The following is a 15,757-nucleotide window of genomic DNA, read 5'->3' as shown; positions in this document are numbered from 1 at the left end:
CTCGCGGGAGTGGTGAAATCGGCAGACACGCAGGATTTAGGTTCCTGTGCCTTCGGGCGTGTGGGTTCAAGTCCCACCTTCCGCACGCGATGGCGCGAAATCCTGCCGTAGGGTCGGCGGTCGCGCTAGCGTCGAAGCACAGACGTTTCAGGAGGAACACATCATGACCGATTTCGTTGACCCGCTCGAAGAGCCGCTGAGCCTCGACCGCGACCCCAACCGCCCCGAGTCGCTCGACCCCGACATCAACGAGGAATGGGTCGAGTACGACGCCGACGGCAACGAGATCAAGAAGGACGACACCTCGGCCTGAGCGGTCGAGGAGACGGCTGAGCGGTCAGCGACGCTGACCGCTCAGCCGAAGCCAGAGGCAGAGCCGAACGATCAGACCGACGGCGGCCCAGCCGCGATGCGCGCCCTCGCAGACGCCTCGACGCGTTCGGCGGGCACCGACCAGTCGGACTCGAGCCACCATGTCGCACCCGCCTCGGCCCACGGCTGCACGATGGCGGCGTCGGCCGCGGCATCCGTGCCGGTGGTCGTGCCTTCTTGGATCACGTCGAACGGCCGCTCAGCGAGCCCGAGACGGCCGCGCTCCTCACTGATCCAGGCGATCGCCTCGGCTGCGATCTCGGGGGTGAAGAGGCGTGTCTGCTCGTCGGCGCTCTCGGGAGAGTTGCCCGGGGGCGCATAGTTGGGGATCCACCCGTCGTACCGGGCGACTCGGCGCATCGACTTCATGCGCGGCCAGAGGCCCACGACCCACGTCGGGATACGGGGCTCCTGCACGATCGCGGGCGGCAGCATCGACTCGGTGCGCTTGGCCCGGTAGTGCTGCCCCTCGAACTCGAACGGCTCGGCCCGCCAGAGCTGCTGCATGAGCCCGAGTGACTCGTCGAGCAGTTCTGCGCGCTCGCGACGCCCGGGGTCGTCTTCGAAGATCCAGAACCGCGGCTCGGCCTCGGAGACGCCGAGCCCAGCCGAGAGGATGACCCGCCCGCCCGAGAGTCGATCGACCGTCATCGTCTGCCCGGCGAGCTCCCACGGTCGCCGGCGCGGCACCGGCGTGAGCATCGTGCCCAGCTTGATGCGGTCGGTCACCATCGCGGCCGCCGCGAGCGTCGCCCACGGGTCGGTCGCCCAGATGCCCTCCCAGACGAAGAACCCGTGCCACCCGGATGCCTCGGCGAGACCCGCCAACTCGACTGCAAGGCTCGGATCACTGCCCGTGTAGATGAATCCGTATCGCATCCACCCGAGGGTACGGGCGGCCACCGACATCCGTTCGCGTCCTCGTGCGACGAACTCCAAGCGCCGTTCAGTTTCGACCCCCTATGATGTAAGGCAAACCTAACCTCACCGAAGGGTCGCCCCATGACGATCGCCCCCACTGCCCCGGTCCGCACCGACGCCGAGCCCCTCGACGTCGCTGCGCTCGTTCGCGCGGCATCCGCCGACGACCACAAGGCAGCAGAATCCCGTGGCTACATCGTGCAGCTCATGGGCGGCGAGCTCTCGCTCGAGGAGTACACGCGCTACCTCGCCCAGTTCGGTTGGGTCTACGAGGCGCTCGAAGAGCGCGGCAGCCGCGACGGCGACCCGGCGGTCTTCGACCCCGAGCTGGCCCGCATGGCCGCGATCGACGCCGACCTCGCCGCGCTCGGTGCCGCCGACTGGCGCACCTCGCACCCGGCACTGCCCGCGACCGTCGAGTACGCCGCCCACCTGCGGTCGGTCTCCGACGATGACGTGCGCTACCTCGCGCACCACTACACGCGCTACCTCGGCGACCTCTCGGGCGGCCAGGCCATCGCCCGGCTCGTTGCACGCCACTACGGCGCCACCCCCGAGCAGCTGAGCTTCTACCGCTTCGACATCGCCGAAGACGGGGTCGTCCGGTACAAGCGCGGCTACCGCGAGGCGATGAACGACCTCGCACTGGCGCCCGAGCAGGTCGACGCGCTCATCGCCGAGGTCCGCACCTCGTTCCGCATGAACAGCGCGATCTTCGAGGCGCTCTCCGCCTGAGCCCGACGGCCCATTCGGCCGGTCGTTCTGACGCCCGGCTCACCCGATGGGGTGAGCCGGGCGTCATACTCCAGGCGGATGCCGCGCGCGAACGCCCTCGGTAGACTGCAACGAAACCACGCCGCTGCTGACCCGGCAATCGCCGTGTCTCGACGACGACAGGAGATCCCGCAGTGATCCACACCGCCCTCATCCCGTGGCTCGACCCCGAGACCATCATCGGCGGCGCGGGCCCCTGGGCCCTGCTCGTGGTGTGCGGCATCGTGTTCGCCGAGACCGGCCTGCTCGTCGGCTTCCTGCTGCCGGGTGACACCCTGCTCGTGATCTCGGGCCTGCTCACCCACACCTCGCTCGTGTTCGGCGTCGACATCTGGTGGGTCTGCCTCGCCATCGGTTTCGCCGCGTTCCTCGGCGGCGAGGTCGGCTACCTCATCGGCCACAAGGCCGGCCCTGCGATCTTCGAACGCAAGGAATCCGGCATCTTCAGCGTCAAGAACGTCGAACGCACGAATGCGTTCTTCGAGCGCTTCGGCGCGCTCGCGATCATCCTCGCCCGCTTCGTGCCGGTCGTGCGCACGTTCGCCCCGGTGGCCGCGGGCGTCGGCCACATGAACTACCGCAAGTACACGCTGTACAACCTCATCGGCGCGCTCATCTGGGGCGCCGGCCTGACCTACTTCGGCTTCCTCATCGGCTATATCCCGCCGGTCGCCGACTTCGTCAAGGAGTACATCGACCTGATCCTGCTCGCCGCGGTCGGCGGCACGGCCGTCATCACGCTCTGGCACTACCTGCGCGAGCGGTCGAAGGCGAAGAAGGCCGAGCGGGCGGGCGAAGACGTCATCACCGACGAGACCGAGGCCGAGCATCTCGTGCTCGACCCCGAGGTCTTCGAGCGCGGCCCCGAAGAGAAGTAGCCCGCCGCCAGGCGCATCGCAGCATCACGGATGCTGCGGCTGCTCCCGTTCCGCCCGGCCCGCCGGCTCGAGTTGGAACGTCGAGTGCTCGACGTCGAAGTGGTCGCTGAGGCATCCGCCCAGCTCGTCGAGCAGTTCGCCCGTGCGCCCCGAGGCGAAGACCTCGGGCTCGACCTCGACGTGCGCACTGAACACGTGCGAGCCCGACGTGATCGCCCACACGTGCACATCGTGCACCGCGACGACACCCTCGGTGCGCAGGATGTGCGCCCGGATCTCGGCGACGTCGGTGTCTTTCGGCGCCGATTCGAAGAGCACCCGCGCGACGTCGCGGAGCAGTGACAGCGCTCGCGGCACGATGAGCGCGGCGATCAGGAGCGACGCGATCGGGTCGGCGGCATCCCACCCCGTGAAGACGATCACGAGCGCCGCGGCGATGACGAGCGCAGAGCCGATCAGGTCGCCGAGCACCTCGAGGTACGCCCCGCGGAGGTTGATCGACTCCTTCGCCCCGCCCCGCAGCACGAGCATCGCGGCGACGTTCGCGACGAGGCCGATGGCGGCAACGACGAGCATCGGCACGCCCTGCACCTCGTGGGCCTCGCCTTCCGCCCCGCTCACGAGGCGGCCGACGGCGCCGATCGCGACCGAGACCGCCACGACCACGAGGATCACGCCGTTCACGAGCGCCCCGAGGACCTCGGCCCGTCGGTACCCATAGGTCTGGCGATCGGTCGCAGGTCGGGCCGCGACGAAGGCGGCGACGAGGGCGACGACGAGCCCGATGAGATCGCTCGCCATGTGCCCCGCGTCGGCGAGCAGGGCCAGGGAACCGCTGAAGGCTGCGCCGATCACCTGCACGACGAGGAAGGCGCCGATGATCGCGATGGCGATCCAGAGTCTGGTGCGGTTCGCGGTTGCTGCGTGGTCGTGATCGTGTGCCATGTCACGTCCAGCGTAGGCCGGGAATCGGCGATCGGCCGTAGATAGGAATGAGTCGCGTTCTCAGCCGCTCGTCAGCTCAGCCGAGCCCCGTGCGGAACCCTTCGCGCCAGCTCGGCCAGGTCGGCGTCCACCCGAGTTCGCGCTTCGCCTTCGCGTTCGATGCCCCTCGCGCCTTCGTCATCATCGAGACGCCGTGTTCGCCGATGAGCGGCTTCGCCACCCACGCGGGCACGTGCATCGGCGGCTTCGCGCCGATCGCCTCGGCGAGCGCCGGCAGCCACTCGGAGACCGGGGCGGGTTCGTCGTCGACGACGTTGTACACGCCAGGGGCGCCCCGAAGCACGGCCGCAGCGGTGGCCGATGCCGCGTCGTCGGTGTGGCAGAACGAGGTGATCCCCGTGCCGCTGCCCACGAGCGGGAGCTTGCCGGCCTCGAGCATCGTCACCATCTCGCCGCCGCGTCCGAGCGCCTGCCCCGGGCCGTACAGCGCGCCGTAGCGGAGCGCCAGTCCGCCGGCACCGGTCGCCGCCTCCTCGACGTACCGGATCGCGGCGAGCGACTCCTTGGAGGCATCCGTCGGAGTGGGGTCGAGCGGATCCTCCTCGGTCTTCACCGCGCCGCCGGTTCGCTCGTACGGCCAGCCGGCGTAGCTCTGCGCGATGAATCGCACGTCGCCCACCTCGGCACCCGCCGCCAGCAGGTGATCCGTGGCCCGCGTGCGCAGCTCGTTCGTCGTGGCGAAGGTGCGATCGAAGTGCTTGAGGTCCGACACCCCGCCCCCGAGCGCGGTCAGCTCGTGCACGATCACGTCGGGCCGGGCCTCCAGCACGGCAGCGCGCACGGATGCCGCGTCGAGCCCGTCCATCACGAGACCGTGCGCCCCGGTCGCATCGATCGCGGCCACCCGTTCTGGCCTCGTCGTCGTGCCGAACACCTCATGCCCGTCGGCCAGCAGCAGCGGGACGAGCTTCGATCCGATGGCGCCCGTGGCGCCGGCGATGAATACGCGCATGTCCTTCTCCTTCTCCTTCTCGCTCTCTCACCACCCCCGACGAGGAGGCCATCCCATCTGTGACACCGCCGCCGTCGCGATGCGACCTCGACGGCGGCTGTGCCATTCTCGAAGCATGGCGATCACCGGCGAGACGCAGGAGGCCCTTCGACCCCTCATGTTCTCGATCGCCTATCGCATGCTCGGCAGCGTGGCCGATGCGGAGGACGTCGTGCAGGACGCCTACCTGCGCCTGCACGAGCAGGAGATCGCCGGAGCGGAGATCCGCAATCCCGACGCCTTCGCCGTCACGGTCACGACTCGGCTCGCCATCGACGTCCTGCGTTCGGCGCGGCGCAACCGCGAGGTCTACGTCGGTCCGTGGATGCCCGAGCCACTGCCCGACGACGACGCCGATCCCGCCCACCGCATCGAGCGCGACGAGACGCTCTCGTTCGCGTTCCTCGCCGTGCTCGAGCGACTCGGCCCAGTGGAGCGGGCCGTGTTCCTGCTGCGGGAGGTGTTCGCGTACGACTACCGCGAGATCGCCGAGGTCGTCGATCGCGACGAGGCCGCGTGCCGCCAGATCCTGCACCGGGCGAAGGCCCGCGTCGCCGAGCAGCGACCGCGGTTCGACGGGATCGACGAACGGGACTCCGCGCTCGCCGACGCGTTCTTCGCGGCGCTCGAGGCGGGCGACGTCGACGGTCTCATCGACCGTCTCGCGGACGATGTCGTGTTCTACGGCGACGGCGGCGGCCGGGCGCCTGCCATCCAGCACCCCATGCACGGCGCGGTCGCCGTGGCTCGTTTCCTCGCCGGGCTCGTTCGACGCGGGGCCCTGGTCGGCGTGCGGTTCGAGCTGCGCTCAGTGAACGGCGGCCCGGCGCTGTGGGTCCGCGGCCCCGACGGCGCGCTGCTGAGCGTGCTCATGGTGCAGTTCGTCGACGGCGCGGCGCAGGTCATCGCGAATCAGCTGAACCCTGAGAAGCTCGCACATCTCGCACCGGTCGGCGACCTGTACGCACTCTTCGGCGGCCGGGCCGGCAGCTGACGACGCCATCGCGCCGAACGCTGCACGCGGCGGGCACGACTGCCCGAGGCATCCGATCGATCAGGCCGGCGCGATCCAGCGCAGCGGCACCTCGATCGTGACCTCGGTGCCGCGGCCGACGACCGTGTGCCAGTCGATCGTGCCGCTCAGCTCGCCCTGGATGAGCGTGCGCACGATCTGCGTGCCGAGCCCCTCGCCGACCTTGCCCTCCGGCAGGCCGGACCCGGTGTCGCGCACCGTCACGGTCAGCGTCGTCTGCGAACGATCGGCCGAGATCTCGACGTCGCCCTCCTGGCCCGCGAGTCCGTGCTCGACGGCGTTCGTGACGAGCTCGGTCAGCGCGAGCGCGAGCGGCGTCGCATACTCGCTCGGCAGCACGCCGAACGAACCCGAGCGCTTGGGGTGGGCCGTCGTGTTGTGCGCCGCGGCGACCTCGGCGACCAGCAGCAGCGTGCGGTCGAACACCGCATCGAAGTCGACGTTCTGCGAGAGCCCCTCGGAGAGGGTGTCGTGCACGACCGCGATCGCGCCGACGCGGCGCATGGCCTGCGTCAGCGCCTCGCGCGCCTCGTCGGAGTGCGTGCGACGCGCCTGGATGCGCAGCAGCGACGCCACCGTCTGCAGGTTGTTCTTCACCCGGTGGTGGATCTCGCGGATCGTCGCATCCTTGGTGATGAGCTCCTGCTCCTGGTGGCGGAGCTCGGTGACGTCGCGGCTCAGCACGATCGCACCGATACGCTCGCCGCGGTGCCGGATCGGGATCGCGCGGAGCGAGACCGTGACACCGCGCGACTCGACGTCGGTGCGCCACGGGGCGCGGCCGGTCACGACGAGCGGGAGCGACTCGTCGACCACGAGCTTGCCGGCGAGCAGCCGGGTCGTCACCTCGGCGAGGGACTCGCCCTCGAGCTCGTCATCGAAGCCCATGCGGTTGAACGCGGAGAGGGCGTTCGGGCTCGCGAAGGTGGTGATGCCGTCGACGTCGAGGCGGATGAGGCCGTCGGAGGCGCGCGGGGCGCCGCGGCGAGGCCCGGTCGGAGCGCCGAGGTCGGGGAAGTCACCCGACGCGATCATCTGGAAGAGCTCTTCGGCGCACTCGTTGAACGTGAGCTCCTGCCGGCTCGGCGTGCGGGTGGCACCGAGGTTCGTGTGCCGGGTGATCACGGCAACCGGCTCGGGCGCGACACTCGTGCCGGTCGTCGTGAGGCGCCGCATCACGGGCACGGCGCGCACACGAGTGGGCATCTCCTCGTACCAGTCGGGGGCGGAGGAGTCCACGATGCGTGCGGTCGAGTAGGCCTGGCCGACGAGCTCGCGCCACTGCGGCTTGATCTCCTGTCCCACGAAGTCTCGGTAGAACAGCGTTGCGGCGCTCGACGGACGCGAATGGGCGACGGCGACGAACGAGTCGTCCCCGGACGGCACCCAGAGCACGATGTCGGCGAACGCGAGATCGGCGAGCAGCTGCAGGTCGCCGACGAGCATGTGCAGCCAATCGACGTCGGCCTGACTGCTGCGGCCCTGGGCGAGGACGAGATCACTGAGGGTCGACACCGTCCAAGCGTACTGCCCGGGCGCGTCTCAGCCGGTCGCCGCCCTCCGCAATGTCGGAATCGCGAAGCCGCGACGCCGCGCCGGCTCGGGTGCCGGGAGGAGCGACTCGAACGCGTAGTCGCGGATCGCCATGCGCAGCGGTGACCTGGGCGCGGCGTCGCGCAGCGTGCGAGCGGTGAGGATCGCGGCATCGGTCGCCTTGGAATCGTGCGGCAGCAGCGTCGCCTCGCTCAGGCCGCCGAACCGGCGCAGCGTCTGGCGCACCTGGGCGTGGGCGTCGATGCCGAGGGCGCTCGTACGAACGCGGTTCACGACCACGTCGACCCGATCGTGGTCGACGAGGTCGACGAGGTCGACGTGCCCCCGGAGCAGGCGGGACAAGCCGACCGGGTCTGCGAGGCCGACGGCGACGACGCGATCGGCCGCTGCGAGCGCCGCGAAGGTGGCCGCATTGCGCCGCGGGGCGAACTGGTCGCTCGTGAGCTCCTCATCGTGCTCCAGACTGAAGCCGGTGTCGACGACCACGTACTCGGCCCAGGCCCGCATCGCCTCGATCGCCGCCGTCACGCGGTCGCGGGAGAGCTCGGGCCAGCGGCTCGGGCCGACGAGGCCCGTGAACACGTTGAACGCCGCACGGGGAGCGGAGTAGCGCTGGGCGATGCGCTCGAGCTCGACGCGATCGAGCGCATCGGCGCCCGCGAGTCGGCACGCCGACGCGAACCCGGGCGCCTCGTCGAGCAGGCCGAGCGCCGGCGCGATCGCGCCACCGTACGGGTCGCCGTCGACGAGCGCGACGGTATGGCCGGCGGCGGCGATCTCGGCGGCGAGGTTCACGGCGAGGGTGCTGCGACCGGGCGCTCCACCGGGCCCCCAGACGGCGATGACGGATGCCGCCCGCTCCTGCCTCGCGTGCAGCTCGCCCACGCGCGACGGCACCGGAACTCCCCCGCTGACGAGGGGTTCGATCTCGATCCACGGCGCCTCGTGGTCGACGACCTCGTGCAGTCCGAGTTGCGACGCATGGGCGCGCTCGGCGTCGGTCGCCGCGAGCGCGATCAGACGGATGCCCCGCTCGTCGCAGCCCGCCAGCAGCTCGGCGCTCAGCGTGCTGCGGGCGGCGCCGACGAGTGCCACGTCGGGGCCGAGCACGTCGAGGTTCTCGAGCAGGTCGCGCCAGCCCGCCAGTCTGGCGACGATCGTGTGCCCGTGCTCGACGATGTCGGCGATGATGCGATCCTCGGTGGAATCGTCGAGCGCGAGCGCGAGGCGTGCCATGTCATTCTCCTGTCGGGCGGGCGGGCACGAGGTCGATCGCGTCCCCGGACGCGAGCGCCCCGAGCAGCGCCGCCACCTTCTCGCGGGGAACCAGCACCTCGACGGAGGCGCCTCCTGACGAGACCATCCCCTCGCTCTCGATGACGCCGGAGATCTCGGCACCCGACACGAGCACGGTGGGCGGCTCGTAGCCGCCGCCCTTCCTCTCGGCGGCGGTCCAGACGTCGACTCGCGTTCCGGCTGCGACGTCGGCGGGAAGCGGGCCCCTGCTCGGCACGACGACGGTCGCGAGTCCGGCACGGTCGGTCGCGTCGACCGAGGCGTCGGGCACGAGCTCGCCGGCCTCGATCGTGCGTGCGACCACGAGACCGCCCTCGGGGAACTCGCCCGCGACCAGATAGCGCTGAGCGCTCGCGCCGAGACGCACGGACTCGGTGTCGAGGTCGTCGACCTGGATCCGTGTACCCGAGGCGAGCGTGTCACGGGCGACGTAGACCTCGACGCCGTCGTCGAGTCCCGACACGAGGGTCCAGACGCCGAAGGTCGACCCCGCGATGAGGGCGATGCCGATGATCAGGCGCGGGTCGAGCCGGAGTGCGCCCCGCTCGCCCCGGTCGCGACGTGTCGTCATGTGCGTTCCCTTCGGAGAGGCGCCGGGTCGCGCCGGCGTCTATCGTCACCCGAAGCTCCGACACGGTCCCGAAGTTATCCACAATCACCCCGGCCGACCCGTGACCGGTCGATAATCAAGACATGACCTCTCCAGGTTCGGGCGACGAGATCGGCCGGTTCCTCACGCTCGCAGACGCGGCCGAGATCCTCGCCGTCGATGTCACGGCGGTCGACGAGCTGATCCGATCCGGTGAGCTGCCCGCGATCCGCGTCGGCACCGCGGGGCCGTGGCGCATCGAGCGATTGCAGCTCGAGGTCTGGATCGAGCTCCAGTACGAGGAGACCCGGAAGTTCTCGGCCTGGAACCAGGGCGAGTTCTCGAACATCGCCGAGCTCTCGGGCGCCCGCACCGGGCGGCTCCGGCCGGTCGACTGACGGGGCCCGTCAGCGGAAGTCGACGACCAGGAGCCGCGAGAGCGGCACGATGCGGTACCCGTGCACCGCGCTGTCGCGGCGCGGCCGGTCGGCGTCGTGCAGCGCGAGATCGAGATGGTCCCGTGCGACCCGGTCGATGGTGCCGTGCGACTCTCCGTCGACGGTGCTGACGCGCACGGGGGTCCGCCGACGACACAGGTCGCGGAGCACGAAGGGCAGGCCGATGCGTTCGGCGATGCGAGCGGATGCCTCGGGCACCGACTCGAGGCTCGGCTCCAGCTGAGCGCGCGTGGGGAGCACCGCTGCGATCGCCGCGATGGGCACGACGCACTGGAGATCGTTCTGCGCAGGTTCCGCCGTTCGGCCGCTGACCCAGTCGCGACCGAAGACCTGCGGGCGAAGCGAGAGGATCCGGCCGCCGTGCAGCTCGATCCGCACGAAGGCACCGTGGTCGTCGGGGTCGGACCGCGCGATCGCGGAGAGGCGGTCGCGCAGGGTCAGCCGGCCGAGCCGGAGGCGCTCCTCCTCGATCGCGAGCGCCCGCTCCTCGTCGCGCTGCTCCTGATCGATCTGCGACTCGAGGTCGTCGAAGAGCAGGTCCCAGCGCATGCAGCGACGCTACATGGCGGCCTCTCGATTCCGAAACGTTATCCACAGGCGGGGAAATCCCTTGACACCAATTCGGAGACTCGCCTACGGTTCACACAGGAATCACCCGATGTCCCCCACTCGGGGGTGATCCTGTCGCTCGGTCGAGAGGCCCTGCGAGCCACTCCTCCCCCATGGAGCACAGATGACCGCACGCGACGCGATCGGCGCCCGAACCGCCGTGAATCGCAGTTCGACGGCGCGCCTGCTCGGCGACGACGACGAGTTCTTCGCCCGACAACCAGCACGCCGCACCGAGTTGCCCGACCCCGAGCCGCTCCTGCGCAGCCTCACCCATTGCATCATCGAGGCGCTCGCGGGCGCCCGAGATCTCGAACAGCTCGCCAGGTGGGTCGACGACGACGTCTACCGCAACCTCTCGAAGCGGGTCGTGCTCGCGGCTCGTGCGCGACGCGCCAAGGGTCAGGCCCCGCAGCGGCCCGCATTCTCAGTCGGGCGGGTGCACATGTACGAGCCCGCCGACGGCGTCCTCGAAGCCGTCGTGATGGTGCACCAACGGGCGCGCTCGCGAGCGGTGGCGATCCGCATCGAGGGGTTCGACCAGCGCTGGCGCGCGAGCGCCATCGGCGTGCTCTGATCTCCGGCGCACCGAGCTCGCTCAGGGCACCGGTACCGGGTTCGCCCTGAGCTCCTCCGTGTGGCGCGCCCTCGCGCCGGCCGCTGCGATGCCCGTACGCGAGAGACCCCGGCCGGTGCAGTGCACCGACCGGGGCCTCGTCGACGGGTGTCAGTTCCCCTTGCGGTCCTGGGCCCGACGCTCGGCGCGGTTCTGCGGAGCGACGTCGCCACCGGTGCGCTGCCCGAAGGCGCCACGCGACTCCTCGGCCGCGGGTGCCTGGCTCTCGGCGACGGCACGGCGCGCGCGCTGCGTCGCCGCCTGCTGCACCTGGCCGCGCTGGTTGCGCACCTCGACACCGCCTGCATCGCTCGGCGCCGAGTAGCTGAGCTTGTCGTCGGATGCTCCCTGGCGGCCGAGCCCCTTCGCCTCGATCTTCGCTCCGGCGGCTCCGGGCTGCGGTGCCACCTCGACCTCGAGGTTGAAGAGGAAGCCGACGGTCTCCTCGCGGATCGAACCCATCATCTGCTGGAACATCGCGTAGCCCTCGCGCTGGTACTCGACCAGCGGGTCGCGCTGCGCCATGGCGCGCAGGCCGATGCCGTCCTTCAGGTAGTCCATCTCGTAGAGGTGGTCGCGCCAACGACGGTCGATGACCGAGAGCACCACGCGCCGCTCGAGCTCGCGCATGGCGGGCGAACCGAGCTGCTCCTCGCGACGGGCGTAAGCGACCTTCGCATCGGAGAGGATCTCGCGGCGGATGAAGTCGCGGTTGACCCGCCCCTTCTCGCCGGCCTCGGCGACGACCTCGTCGATCGTGATGCCGATCGGGTAGAGCGTCTTCAGCTCGGTCCAGAGGGCGTCGAAGTCCCAGTCTTCCGGGTTGCCCTCGGCGGTGTGGCTGTCGAGCACCTCGTCGATGACGTCTTCGAGGAACTTCTGCGTGCGCTCGTGCAGGTCGTCGCCCTCGAGGATGTGGCGGCGGTCGCTGTAGATCGCCTCTCGCTGACGGTTCAGCACGTCGTCGTACTTCAGCACGTTCTTGCGGATCTCGGCGTTGCGAGCCTCGACCTGCGACTGCGCCGAACGGATGGCCCGCGAGACGACCTTGGACTCGATGGCGACGTCGTCGGGCACGCCGCGCGACATGAGGCTCTCGGCGGCACCGGCGTTGAAGAGGCGCATGAGGTCGTCGGTCAGCGACAGGTAGAACCGGCTCTCACCGGGGTCGCCCTGACGGCCCGAACGACCGCGCAGCTGGTTGTCGATGCGGCGCGACTCGTGACGTTCGGTGCCGAGCACGTAGAGTCCGCCGGCGGAGAGCACCTTCTCGGCCTCGACGGCGACCTCGGCCTTGACCTTCTCGAAGACCTCGTCCCACGCGGCCTCGTACTCCTCGGGAGTGTCGACCGGGCTGAGACCGCGCTCGTGCATGAGCTGCACGGCGATGAACTCGGCGTTGCCGCCGAGCATGACGTCGGTACCACGACCGGCCATGTTCGTCGCGACGGTCACGGCGCCGTGGCGGCCCGCCTGCGCGACGATCGCGGCCTCGCGAGCGTGGTTCTTCGCGTTCAGCACCTCGTGCCGCACGCCCTTCTTGGCGAGGAGGCGCGAGAGGTACTCGCTCTTCTCGACGCTCGTGGTGCCGACGAGCACGGGCTGGCCCTGCTTGTGGCGCTCCACGATGTCTTCCACGACCTGGGCGAACTTCGCCTCCTCGTTCTTGTAGACGAGGTCGGGCTGGTCGATGCGCACCATCGGCTTGTTCGTGGGGATCGGCACCACGCCCAGCTTGTAGGTCGACATGAATTCGGATGCCTCGGTCTCGGCGGTACCCGTCATGCCCGAGAGCTTCGAGTAGAGCCGGAAGTAGTTCTGCAGCGTGACGGTCGCGAGGGTCTGGTTCTCGGCCTTGACCTGCACGCCCTCCTTCGCCTCGATCGCCTGGTGGATGCCCTCGTTGTAGCGGCGGCCCACGAGGATGCGGCCGGTGTGCTCGTCGACGATGAGCACCTCGCCGTTCATGACGACGTAGTCCTTGTCGCGCTTGAACAGGGCGTTCGCCTTGATCGAGTTGTTGAGGAAGGAGATCAGCGGGGTGTTCGCCGACTCGTACAGGTTGTCGATGCCCAGATAGTCTTCGACCTTCTCGATGCCGGGTTCGAGCACGCCGACGGTGCGCTTCTTCTCGTCGACCTCGAAGTCGACGTCGGGCACGAGTCGCTTCGCGAGGTTCGCGAACTCGGTGAACCAGCGGTTCGCCTCGCCGGAGGCCGGGCCCGAGATGATGAGCGGGGTCCGGGCCTCGTCGATGAGGATCGAGTCGACCTCGTCGACGATCGCGAAGTGGTGGCCGCGCTGCACCATGTCGCTCGCCTGCCAGGCCATGTTGTCGCGCAGGTAGTCGAAGCCGAACTCGTTGTTCGTGCCGTAGGTGATGTCGGCGGCGTACTGCTCGCGTCGCACCTGCGGGTTCTGGCCGGCCACGATGCATCCGGTGGTCATGCCGAGGGCGCGGAAGACGCGGCCCATGAGCTCCGACTGGTAGCTCGCGAGGAAGTCGTTGACCGTGATGACGTGCACGCCGCGGCTCGTGAGCGCGTTGAGGTACGCGGCGGTCGTGGCGACGAGCGTCTTGCCCTCACCGGTCTTCATCTCGGCGATGTTGCCGAGGTGGAGCGCGGCGCCGCCCATGAGCTGCACGTCGAAGTGGCGGAGGCCGAGCGTGCGACGGCTCGCCTCGCGCACCGCGGCGAACGCCTCGGGCAGCAGGTCGTCGAGCGACTCGCCGTTCGCATAGCGCTCGCGGAGTTCGACGGTCTCGTTCCGCAGTTCGTCATCGCTGAGCGCCTGGAAACCGTCTTCGAGGGCGTTGATCGCCGCTGCGTAGTTCTCCAGCCGCTTGAGGGTGCGGCCCTCACCGACGCGGAGGACCCTTTCCAGAATCGAAGCCACGAATGTTCTCCTGTTGTCGTTGGGCGCACGGCCGCGGATGGAGTCCGGGCACGCCCGCTGCCGCCTTGCAGACGGCTATCTTAGCCATGCTAGCGGTGAACGAGCTGCGCCTTCCCGACCCCGTCGGACGCTCGGCCGGAGCCGAACGGCCCGGCGGGGTCGGCGAGTGCAACGACTCAGGTGGTCGCCGTCACGCGGTGACGCGCTGGAGCTCCACCGGCGAGGTCTCCGGGGAACGGCCCTCGACGTGTCCGTCGAGCCCGATGACTCCGTAGTCCCAGCCCTTCCGGCGGTAGACCACGCTCGGCCGACCCGATTCGGCATCGATGAAGAGGTAGAAGTCGTGCCCGACGAGCTCCATGAAGTACAGCGCGTCGTCGACGGTCATGGGCGTCGCGGCGAACACCTTGCGTCGGATGACGACGGGCGTGTACACCTCGTCTTCGTCGACATGCGGCTCGAATTCGTCGATGGCTGGAATGCTGCCGGTGCGCACCTGCGCGAGCACCTCCGGAGCGGCGGCCTGCACCCCGACTTCGGAGAATCCGGCGTCAGTCGCCTCGCGGAGCGAGGTCGGCCGTCGGGATCCGCCGCGATGGACCTTCCGGCGATCCTTCGCTCGCCGGATGCGCTCGAGCAATCGCCCGAGTGCGACATCGAACGCCGCGTACTTGTCGGAGCCGTCTGCCTCGGCACGGACCACGGGCCCCTTGCCGACCAGGGTGAGCTCGACACGGTCGGGCCCGGGGTTTCCGTTCTTCTCGTTGTGCCGACTGAGCTTCACGTCGAGTGAGATCGCGCGCTCTGCCAGATGCGACACCTTCTCGGACTTCTCCGCCACGTAGGCGCGGAATCGGTCCGTGATCCCCAGGTTTCGTCCGACGATGTTCAGTTCCATGACGACCTCCGTTCACCGACGTGTCACCCGGCTCTGAAGGGTGGATCGACCACGCCTGTCCTGCCACCGTAGCCCCCTTGCGCGGCGATGTCACGGAGTGTTTCCCGTGAGCTTGCCGCATGTCGCGGGAACCTGCGCGGCGTCTCGGCGAGCACCGCGATCGCCGCCGTCCGACCGCCTGCCGCATCGATCGCGCGCACCGCCTCGACGAGCGTCGACCCCGTCGTGACGATGTCGTCGACGAGCAGGAAGCGACGGCCGTCGAGCCCGGCACCACGGTCGTCGAGCGGTCTCGTGAGACTCCCGAACGAGCGGGTGGCGGCTGCCGCGACCAGCCCGCCGGCCGCATTGCGCCGCCGCGCCGCCGCGTCCAGTCCGGCCTGGTCGGCGCGCTCTCTCGCGAGGGCGAGCACCGGCGCCACGCGGATGCCGCATCGCCGCAGCAGCACCTCGACGGGGACGTAGCCGCGCGACCGGCGAGCCGTCGGCGTCGACGGGATCGTGCACACCTCGACCGTTGCGCCGACCGCCACGTCGGCGAGCGCGGCGCTCACCGTCTCCCGCAGTGCGGGGGCGAGGTGCGCCGCGGCATCCGTTCGCGCGCCGTCCTTGAAGGCGCCGAGCACCGAGGCGGTGGTGCCCGAGTACTCCAGGCCGGCCCAGATCACGAGACCGGCGCGATCGATGCGCCGGGGCGCCCCCGCGAGTGCGGCGCGGCACGACGCGCAGACGGCACGGTCGGGTGCACCACAGCCGGAGCACTCGACGGGGAGGAGCACCGCGAGCGCGTCGCGCACGGCCTCCCGCGCGACGGCGAGCAGCGGAGCGCGTTCACGCCCGTTCATGTGACGGAGGATTCGGCCAT

General features: G+C 70.0%; 16 protein-coding genes and 1 tRNA gene. 7 read left to right on the top strand and 10 right to left on the bottom strand.

The features are described 5' to 3' along the window. Positions 1 to 3: 3 nt before the first annotated feature. Positions 4 to 85, top strand: a tRNA-Leu gene (locus tag BUR99_RS01560). Between the two features lie 78 nt (positions 86 to 163). Next, entirely contained in the window at positions 164 to 313 is a 150-nt protein-coding gene (locus tag BUR99_RS20160) for a hypothetical protein (RefSeq protein WP_159440934.1), read from the top strand. Positions 314 to 384: 71 nt separating this feature from the next. Here the strand turns inward: BUR99_RS20160 and BUR99_RS01555 are convergent, their stop codons facing one another. Next, positions 385 to 1,251 carry an LLM class flavin-dependent oxidoreductase gene (locus BUR99_RS01555; RefSeq protein WP_074259405.1) on the bottom strand — a complete coding sequence of 289 codons (867 nt, stop codon included), beginning with the start codon at positions 1,249 to 1,251 and terminating at the stop codon, positions 385 to 387. A 123-nt stretch (positions 1,252 to 1,374) separates the two neighbouring features. Between BUR99_RS01555 and BUR99_RS01550 the strand changes: the two genes are divergently transcribed. Beyond that, complete coding sequence (locus BUR99_RS01550; protein ID WP_074258626.1) at positions 1,375 to 2,028, top strand: biliverdin-producing heme oxygenase; 654 nt, start codon at positions 1,375 to 1,377, stop codon at positions 2,026 to 2,028. Positions 2,029 to 2,204: 176 nt separating this feature from the next. After that, entirely contained in the window at positions 2,205 to 2,945 is a 741-nt protein-coding gene (locus BUR99_RS01545; protein WP_200802677.1) for a DedA family protein, read from the top strand. Positions 2,946 to 2,969: 24 nt separating this feature from the next. On the opposite strand, the gene BUR99_RS01540 is transcribed toward BUR99_RS01545, so the two are convergent. Continuing rightward, positions 2,970 to 3,890 carry a cation diffusion facilitator family transporter gene (locus BUR99_RS01540; protein WP_074258624.1) on the bottom strand — a complete coding sequence of 307 codons (921 nt, stop codon included), beginning with the start codon at positions 3,888 to 3,890 and terminating at the stop codon, positions 2,970 to 2,972. A 76-nt stretch (positions 3,891 to 3,966) separates the two neighbouring features. After that, positions 3,967 to 4,902, bottom strand: coding sequence for an NAD-dependent epimerase/dehydratase family protein (locus tag BUR99_RS01535; protein WP_074258623.1), 936 nt, complete (start codon positions 4,900 to 4,902; stop codon positions 3,967 to 3,969). Between the two features lie 115 nt (positions 4,903 to 5,017). Here BUR99_RS01535 and BUR99_RS01530 point away from each other — a divergent pair, with 115 nt between their 5' ends. Further along, on the top strand, positions 5,018 to 5,935 hold the full coding sequence (locus BUR99_RS01530) for an RNA polymerase sigma-70 factor (RefSeq protein WP_074258622.1): 918 nt from the start codon (positions 5,018 to 5,020) through the stop codon (positions 5,933 to 5,935). Between the two features lie 60 nt (positions 5,936 to 5,995). Here BUR99_RS01530 and BUR99_RS01525 read toward each other — a convergent pair whose 3' ends face one another. From BUR99_RS01525 to BUR99_RS01515, 3 genes are read right to left on the bottom strand one after another with little or no spacing between them, the layout of a single operon-like run. Beyond that, positions 5,996 to 7,489 carry a sensor histidine kinase gene (locus BUR99_RS01525; RefSeq protein ID WP_074258621.1) on the bottom strand — a complete coding sequence of 498 codons (1,494 nt, stop codon included), beginning with the start codon at positions 7,487 to 7,489 and terminating at the stop codon, positions 5,996 to 5,998. 27 nt (positions 7,490 to 7,516) lie between these two features. Then, a complete protein-coding gene (locus tag BUR99_RS01520; RefSeq protein ID WP_074258620.1) occupies positions 7,517 to 8,764 on the bottom strand; it encodes a CpaE/TadZ family protein in 1,248 nt (415 codons plus the stop codon). A gap of 1 nt (position 8,765) precedes the next feature. Further along, a complete protein-coding gene (locus BUR99_RS01515; RefSeq protein WP_074258619.1) occupies positions 8,766 to 9,395 on the bottom strand; it encodes an SAF domain-containing protein in 630 nt (209 codons plus the stop codon). A 122-nt stretch (positions 9,396 to 9,517) separates the two neighbouring features. On the opposite strand from BUR99_RS01515, the gene BUR99_RS01510 reads away from it, so the two are divergent. Then, entirely contained in the window at positions 9,518 to 9,811 is a 294-nt protein-coding gene (locus BUR99_RS01510) for a helix-turn-helix domain-containing protein (protein ID WP_074258618.1), read from the top strand. A gap of 9 nt (positions 9,812 to 9,820) precedes the next feature. Here the strand turns inward: BUR99_RS01510 and BUR99_RS01505 are convergent, their stop codons facing one another. Beyond that, a complete protein-coding gene (locus BUR99_RS01505; RefSeq protein ID WP_074258617.1) occupies positions 9,821 to 10,420 on the bottom strand; it encodes a hypothetical protein in 600 nt (199 codons plus the stop codon). Positions 10,421 to 10,604: 184 nt separating this feature from the next. Here BUR99_RS01505 and BUR99_RS01500 point away from each other — a divergent pair, with 184 nt between their 5' ends. Continuing rightward, entirely contained in the window at positions 10,605 to 11,057 is a 453-nt protein-coding gene (locus BUR99_RS01500; protein WP_074258616.1) for an Rv3235 family protein, read from the top strand. 150 nt (positions 11,058 to 11,207) lie between these two features. Here the strand turns inward: BUR99_RS01500 and secA are convergent, their stop codons facing one another. The 3 genes from secA to BUR99_RS01485 all read right to left on the bottom strand — a co-directional run bounded on the left by secA (position 11,208) and on the right by BUR99_RS01485 (position 15,737). Further along, positions 11,208 to 13,994: a preprotein translocase subunit SecA gene (gene secA / locus BUR99_RS01495; protein WP_074258615.1), complete on the bottom strand. Its 2,787-nt coding sequence runs from the start codon at positions 13,992 to 13,994 to the stop codon at positions 11,208 to 11,210. Between the two features lie 190 nt (positions 13,995 to 14,184). Beyond that, a complete protein-coding gene (gene hpf / locus BUR99_RS01490) occupies positions 14,185 to 14,892 on the bottom strand; it encodes a ribosome hibernation-promoting factor, HPF/YfiA family (RefSeq protein ID WP_074258614.1) in 708 nt (235 codons plus the stop codon). Positions 14,893 to 14,915: 23 nt separating this feature from the next. Then, entirely contained in the window at positions 14,916 to 15,737 is an 822-nt protein-coding gene (locus BUR99_RS01485; RefSeq protein ID WP_074258613.1) for a ComF family protein, read from the bottom strand. Positions 15,738 to 15,757: the final 20 nt, after the last annotated feature.

The sequence above is a fragment of the Agromyces cerinus subsp. cerinus genome (assembly GCF_900142065.1).
Classification (GTDB): Bacteria; Actinomycetota; Actinomycetes; order Actinomycetales; family Microbacteriaceae; genus Agromyces; species Agromyces cerinus.
Note: the sequence above shows the minus strand (reverse complement) of the source record. Positions and strands in the feature narration are given on the sequence as shown.

Coding starts and splice junctions, on each gene's coding strand:
- BUR99_RS01555 (WP_074259405.1), bottom strand. CDS start 1,251: ATGCGATACGGATTCATCTACACGGGCAGTGATCCGAGCCTTGCAGTC.
- BUR99_RS01510 (WP_074258618.1), top strand. CDS start 9,518: ATGACCTCTCCAGGTTCGGGCGACGAGATCGGCCGGTTCCTCACGCTC.
- BUR99_RS01535 (WP_074258623.1), bottom strand. CDS start 4,902: ATGCGCGTATTCATCGCCGGCGCCACGGGCGCCATCGGATCGAAGCTC.
- BUR99_RS01485 (WP_074258613.1), bottom strand. CDS start 15,737: ATGAACGGGCGTGAACGCGCTCCGCTGCTCGCCGTCGCGCGGGAGGCC.
- BUR99_RS01500 (WP_074258616.1), top strand. CDS start 10,605: ATGACCGCACGCGACGCGATCGGCGCCCGAACCGCCGTGAATCGCAGT.
- BUR99_RS01505 (WP_074258617.1), bottom strand. CDS start 10,420: ATGCGCTGGGACCTGCTCTTCGACGACCTCGAGTCGCAGATCGATCAG.
- hpf (WP_074258614.1), bottom strand. CDS start 14,892: ATGGAACTGAACATCGTCGGACGAAACCTGGGGATCACGGACCGATTC.
- BUR99_RS20160 (WP_159440934.1), top strand. CDS start 164: ATGACCGATTTCGTTGACCCGCTCGAAGAGCCGCTGAGCCTCGACCGC.
- BUR99_RS01520 (WP_074258620.1), bottom strand. CDS start 8,764: ATGGCACGCCTCGCGCTCGCGCTCGACGATTCCACCGAGGATCGCATC.
- BUR99_RS01530 (WP_074258622.1), top strand. CDS start 5,018: ATGGCGATCACCGGCGAGACGCAGGAGGCCCTTCGACCCCTCATGTTC.
- BUR99_RS01550 (WP_074258626.1), top strand. CDS start 1,375: ATGACGATCGCCCCCACTGCCCCGGTCCGCACCGACGCCGAGCCCCTC.
- BUR99_RS01515 (WP_074258619.1), bottom strand. CDS start 9,395: ATGACGACACGTCGCGACCGGGGCGAGCGGGGCGCACTCCGGCTCGAC.
- BUR99_RS01540 (WP_074258624.1), bottom strand. CDS start 3,890: ATGGCACACGATCACGACCACGCAGCAACCGCGAACCGCACCAGACTC.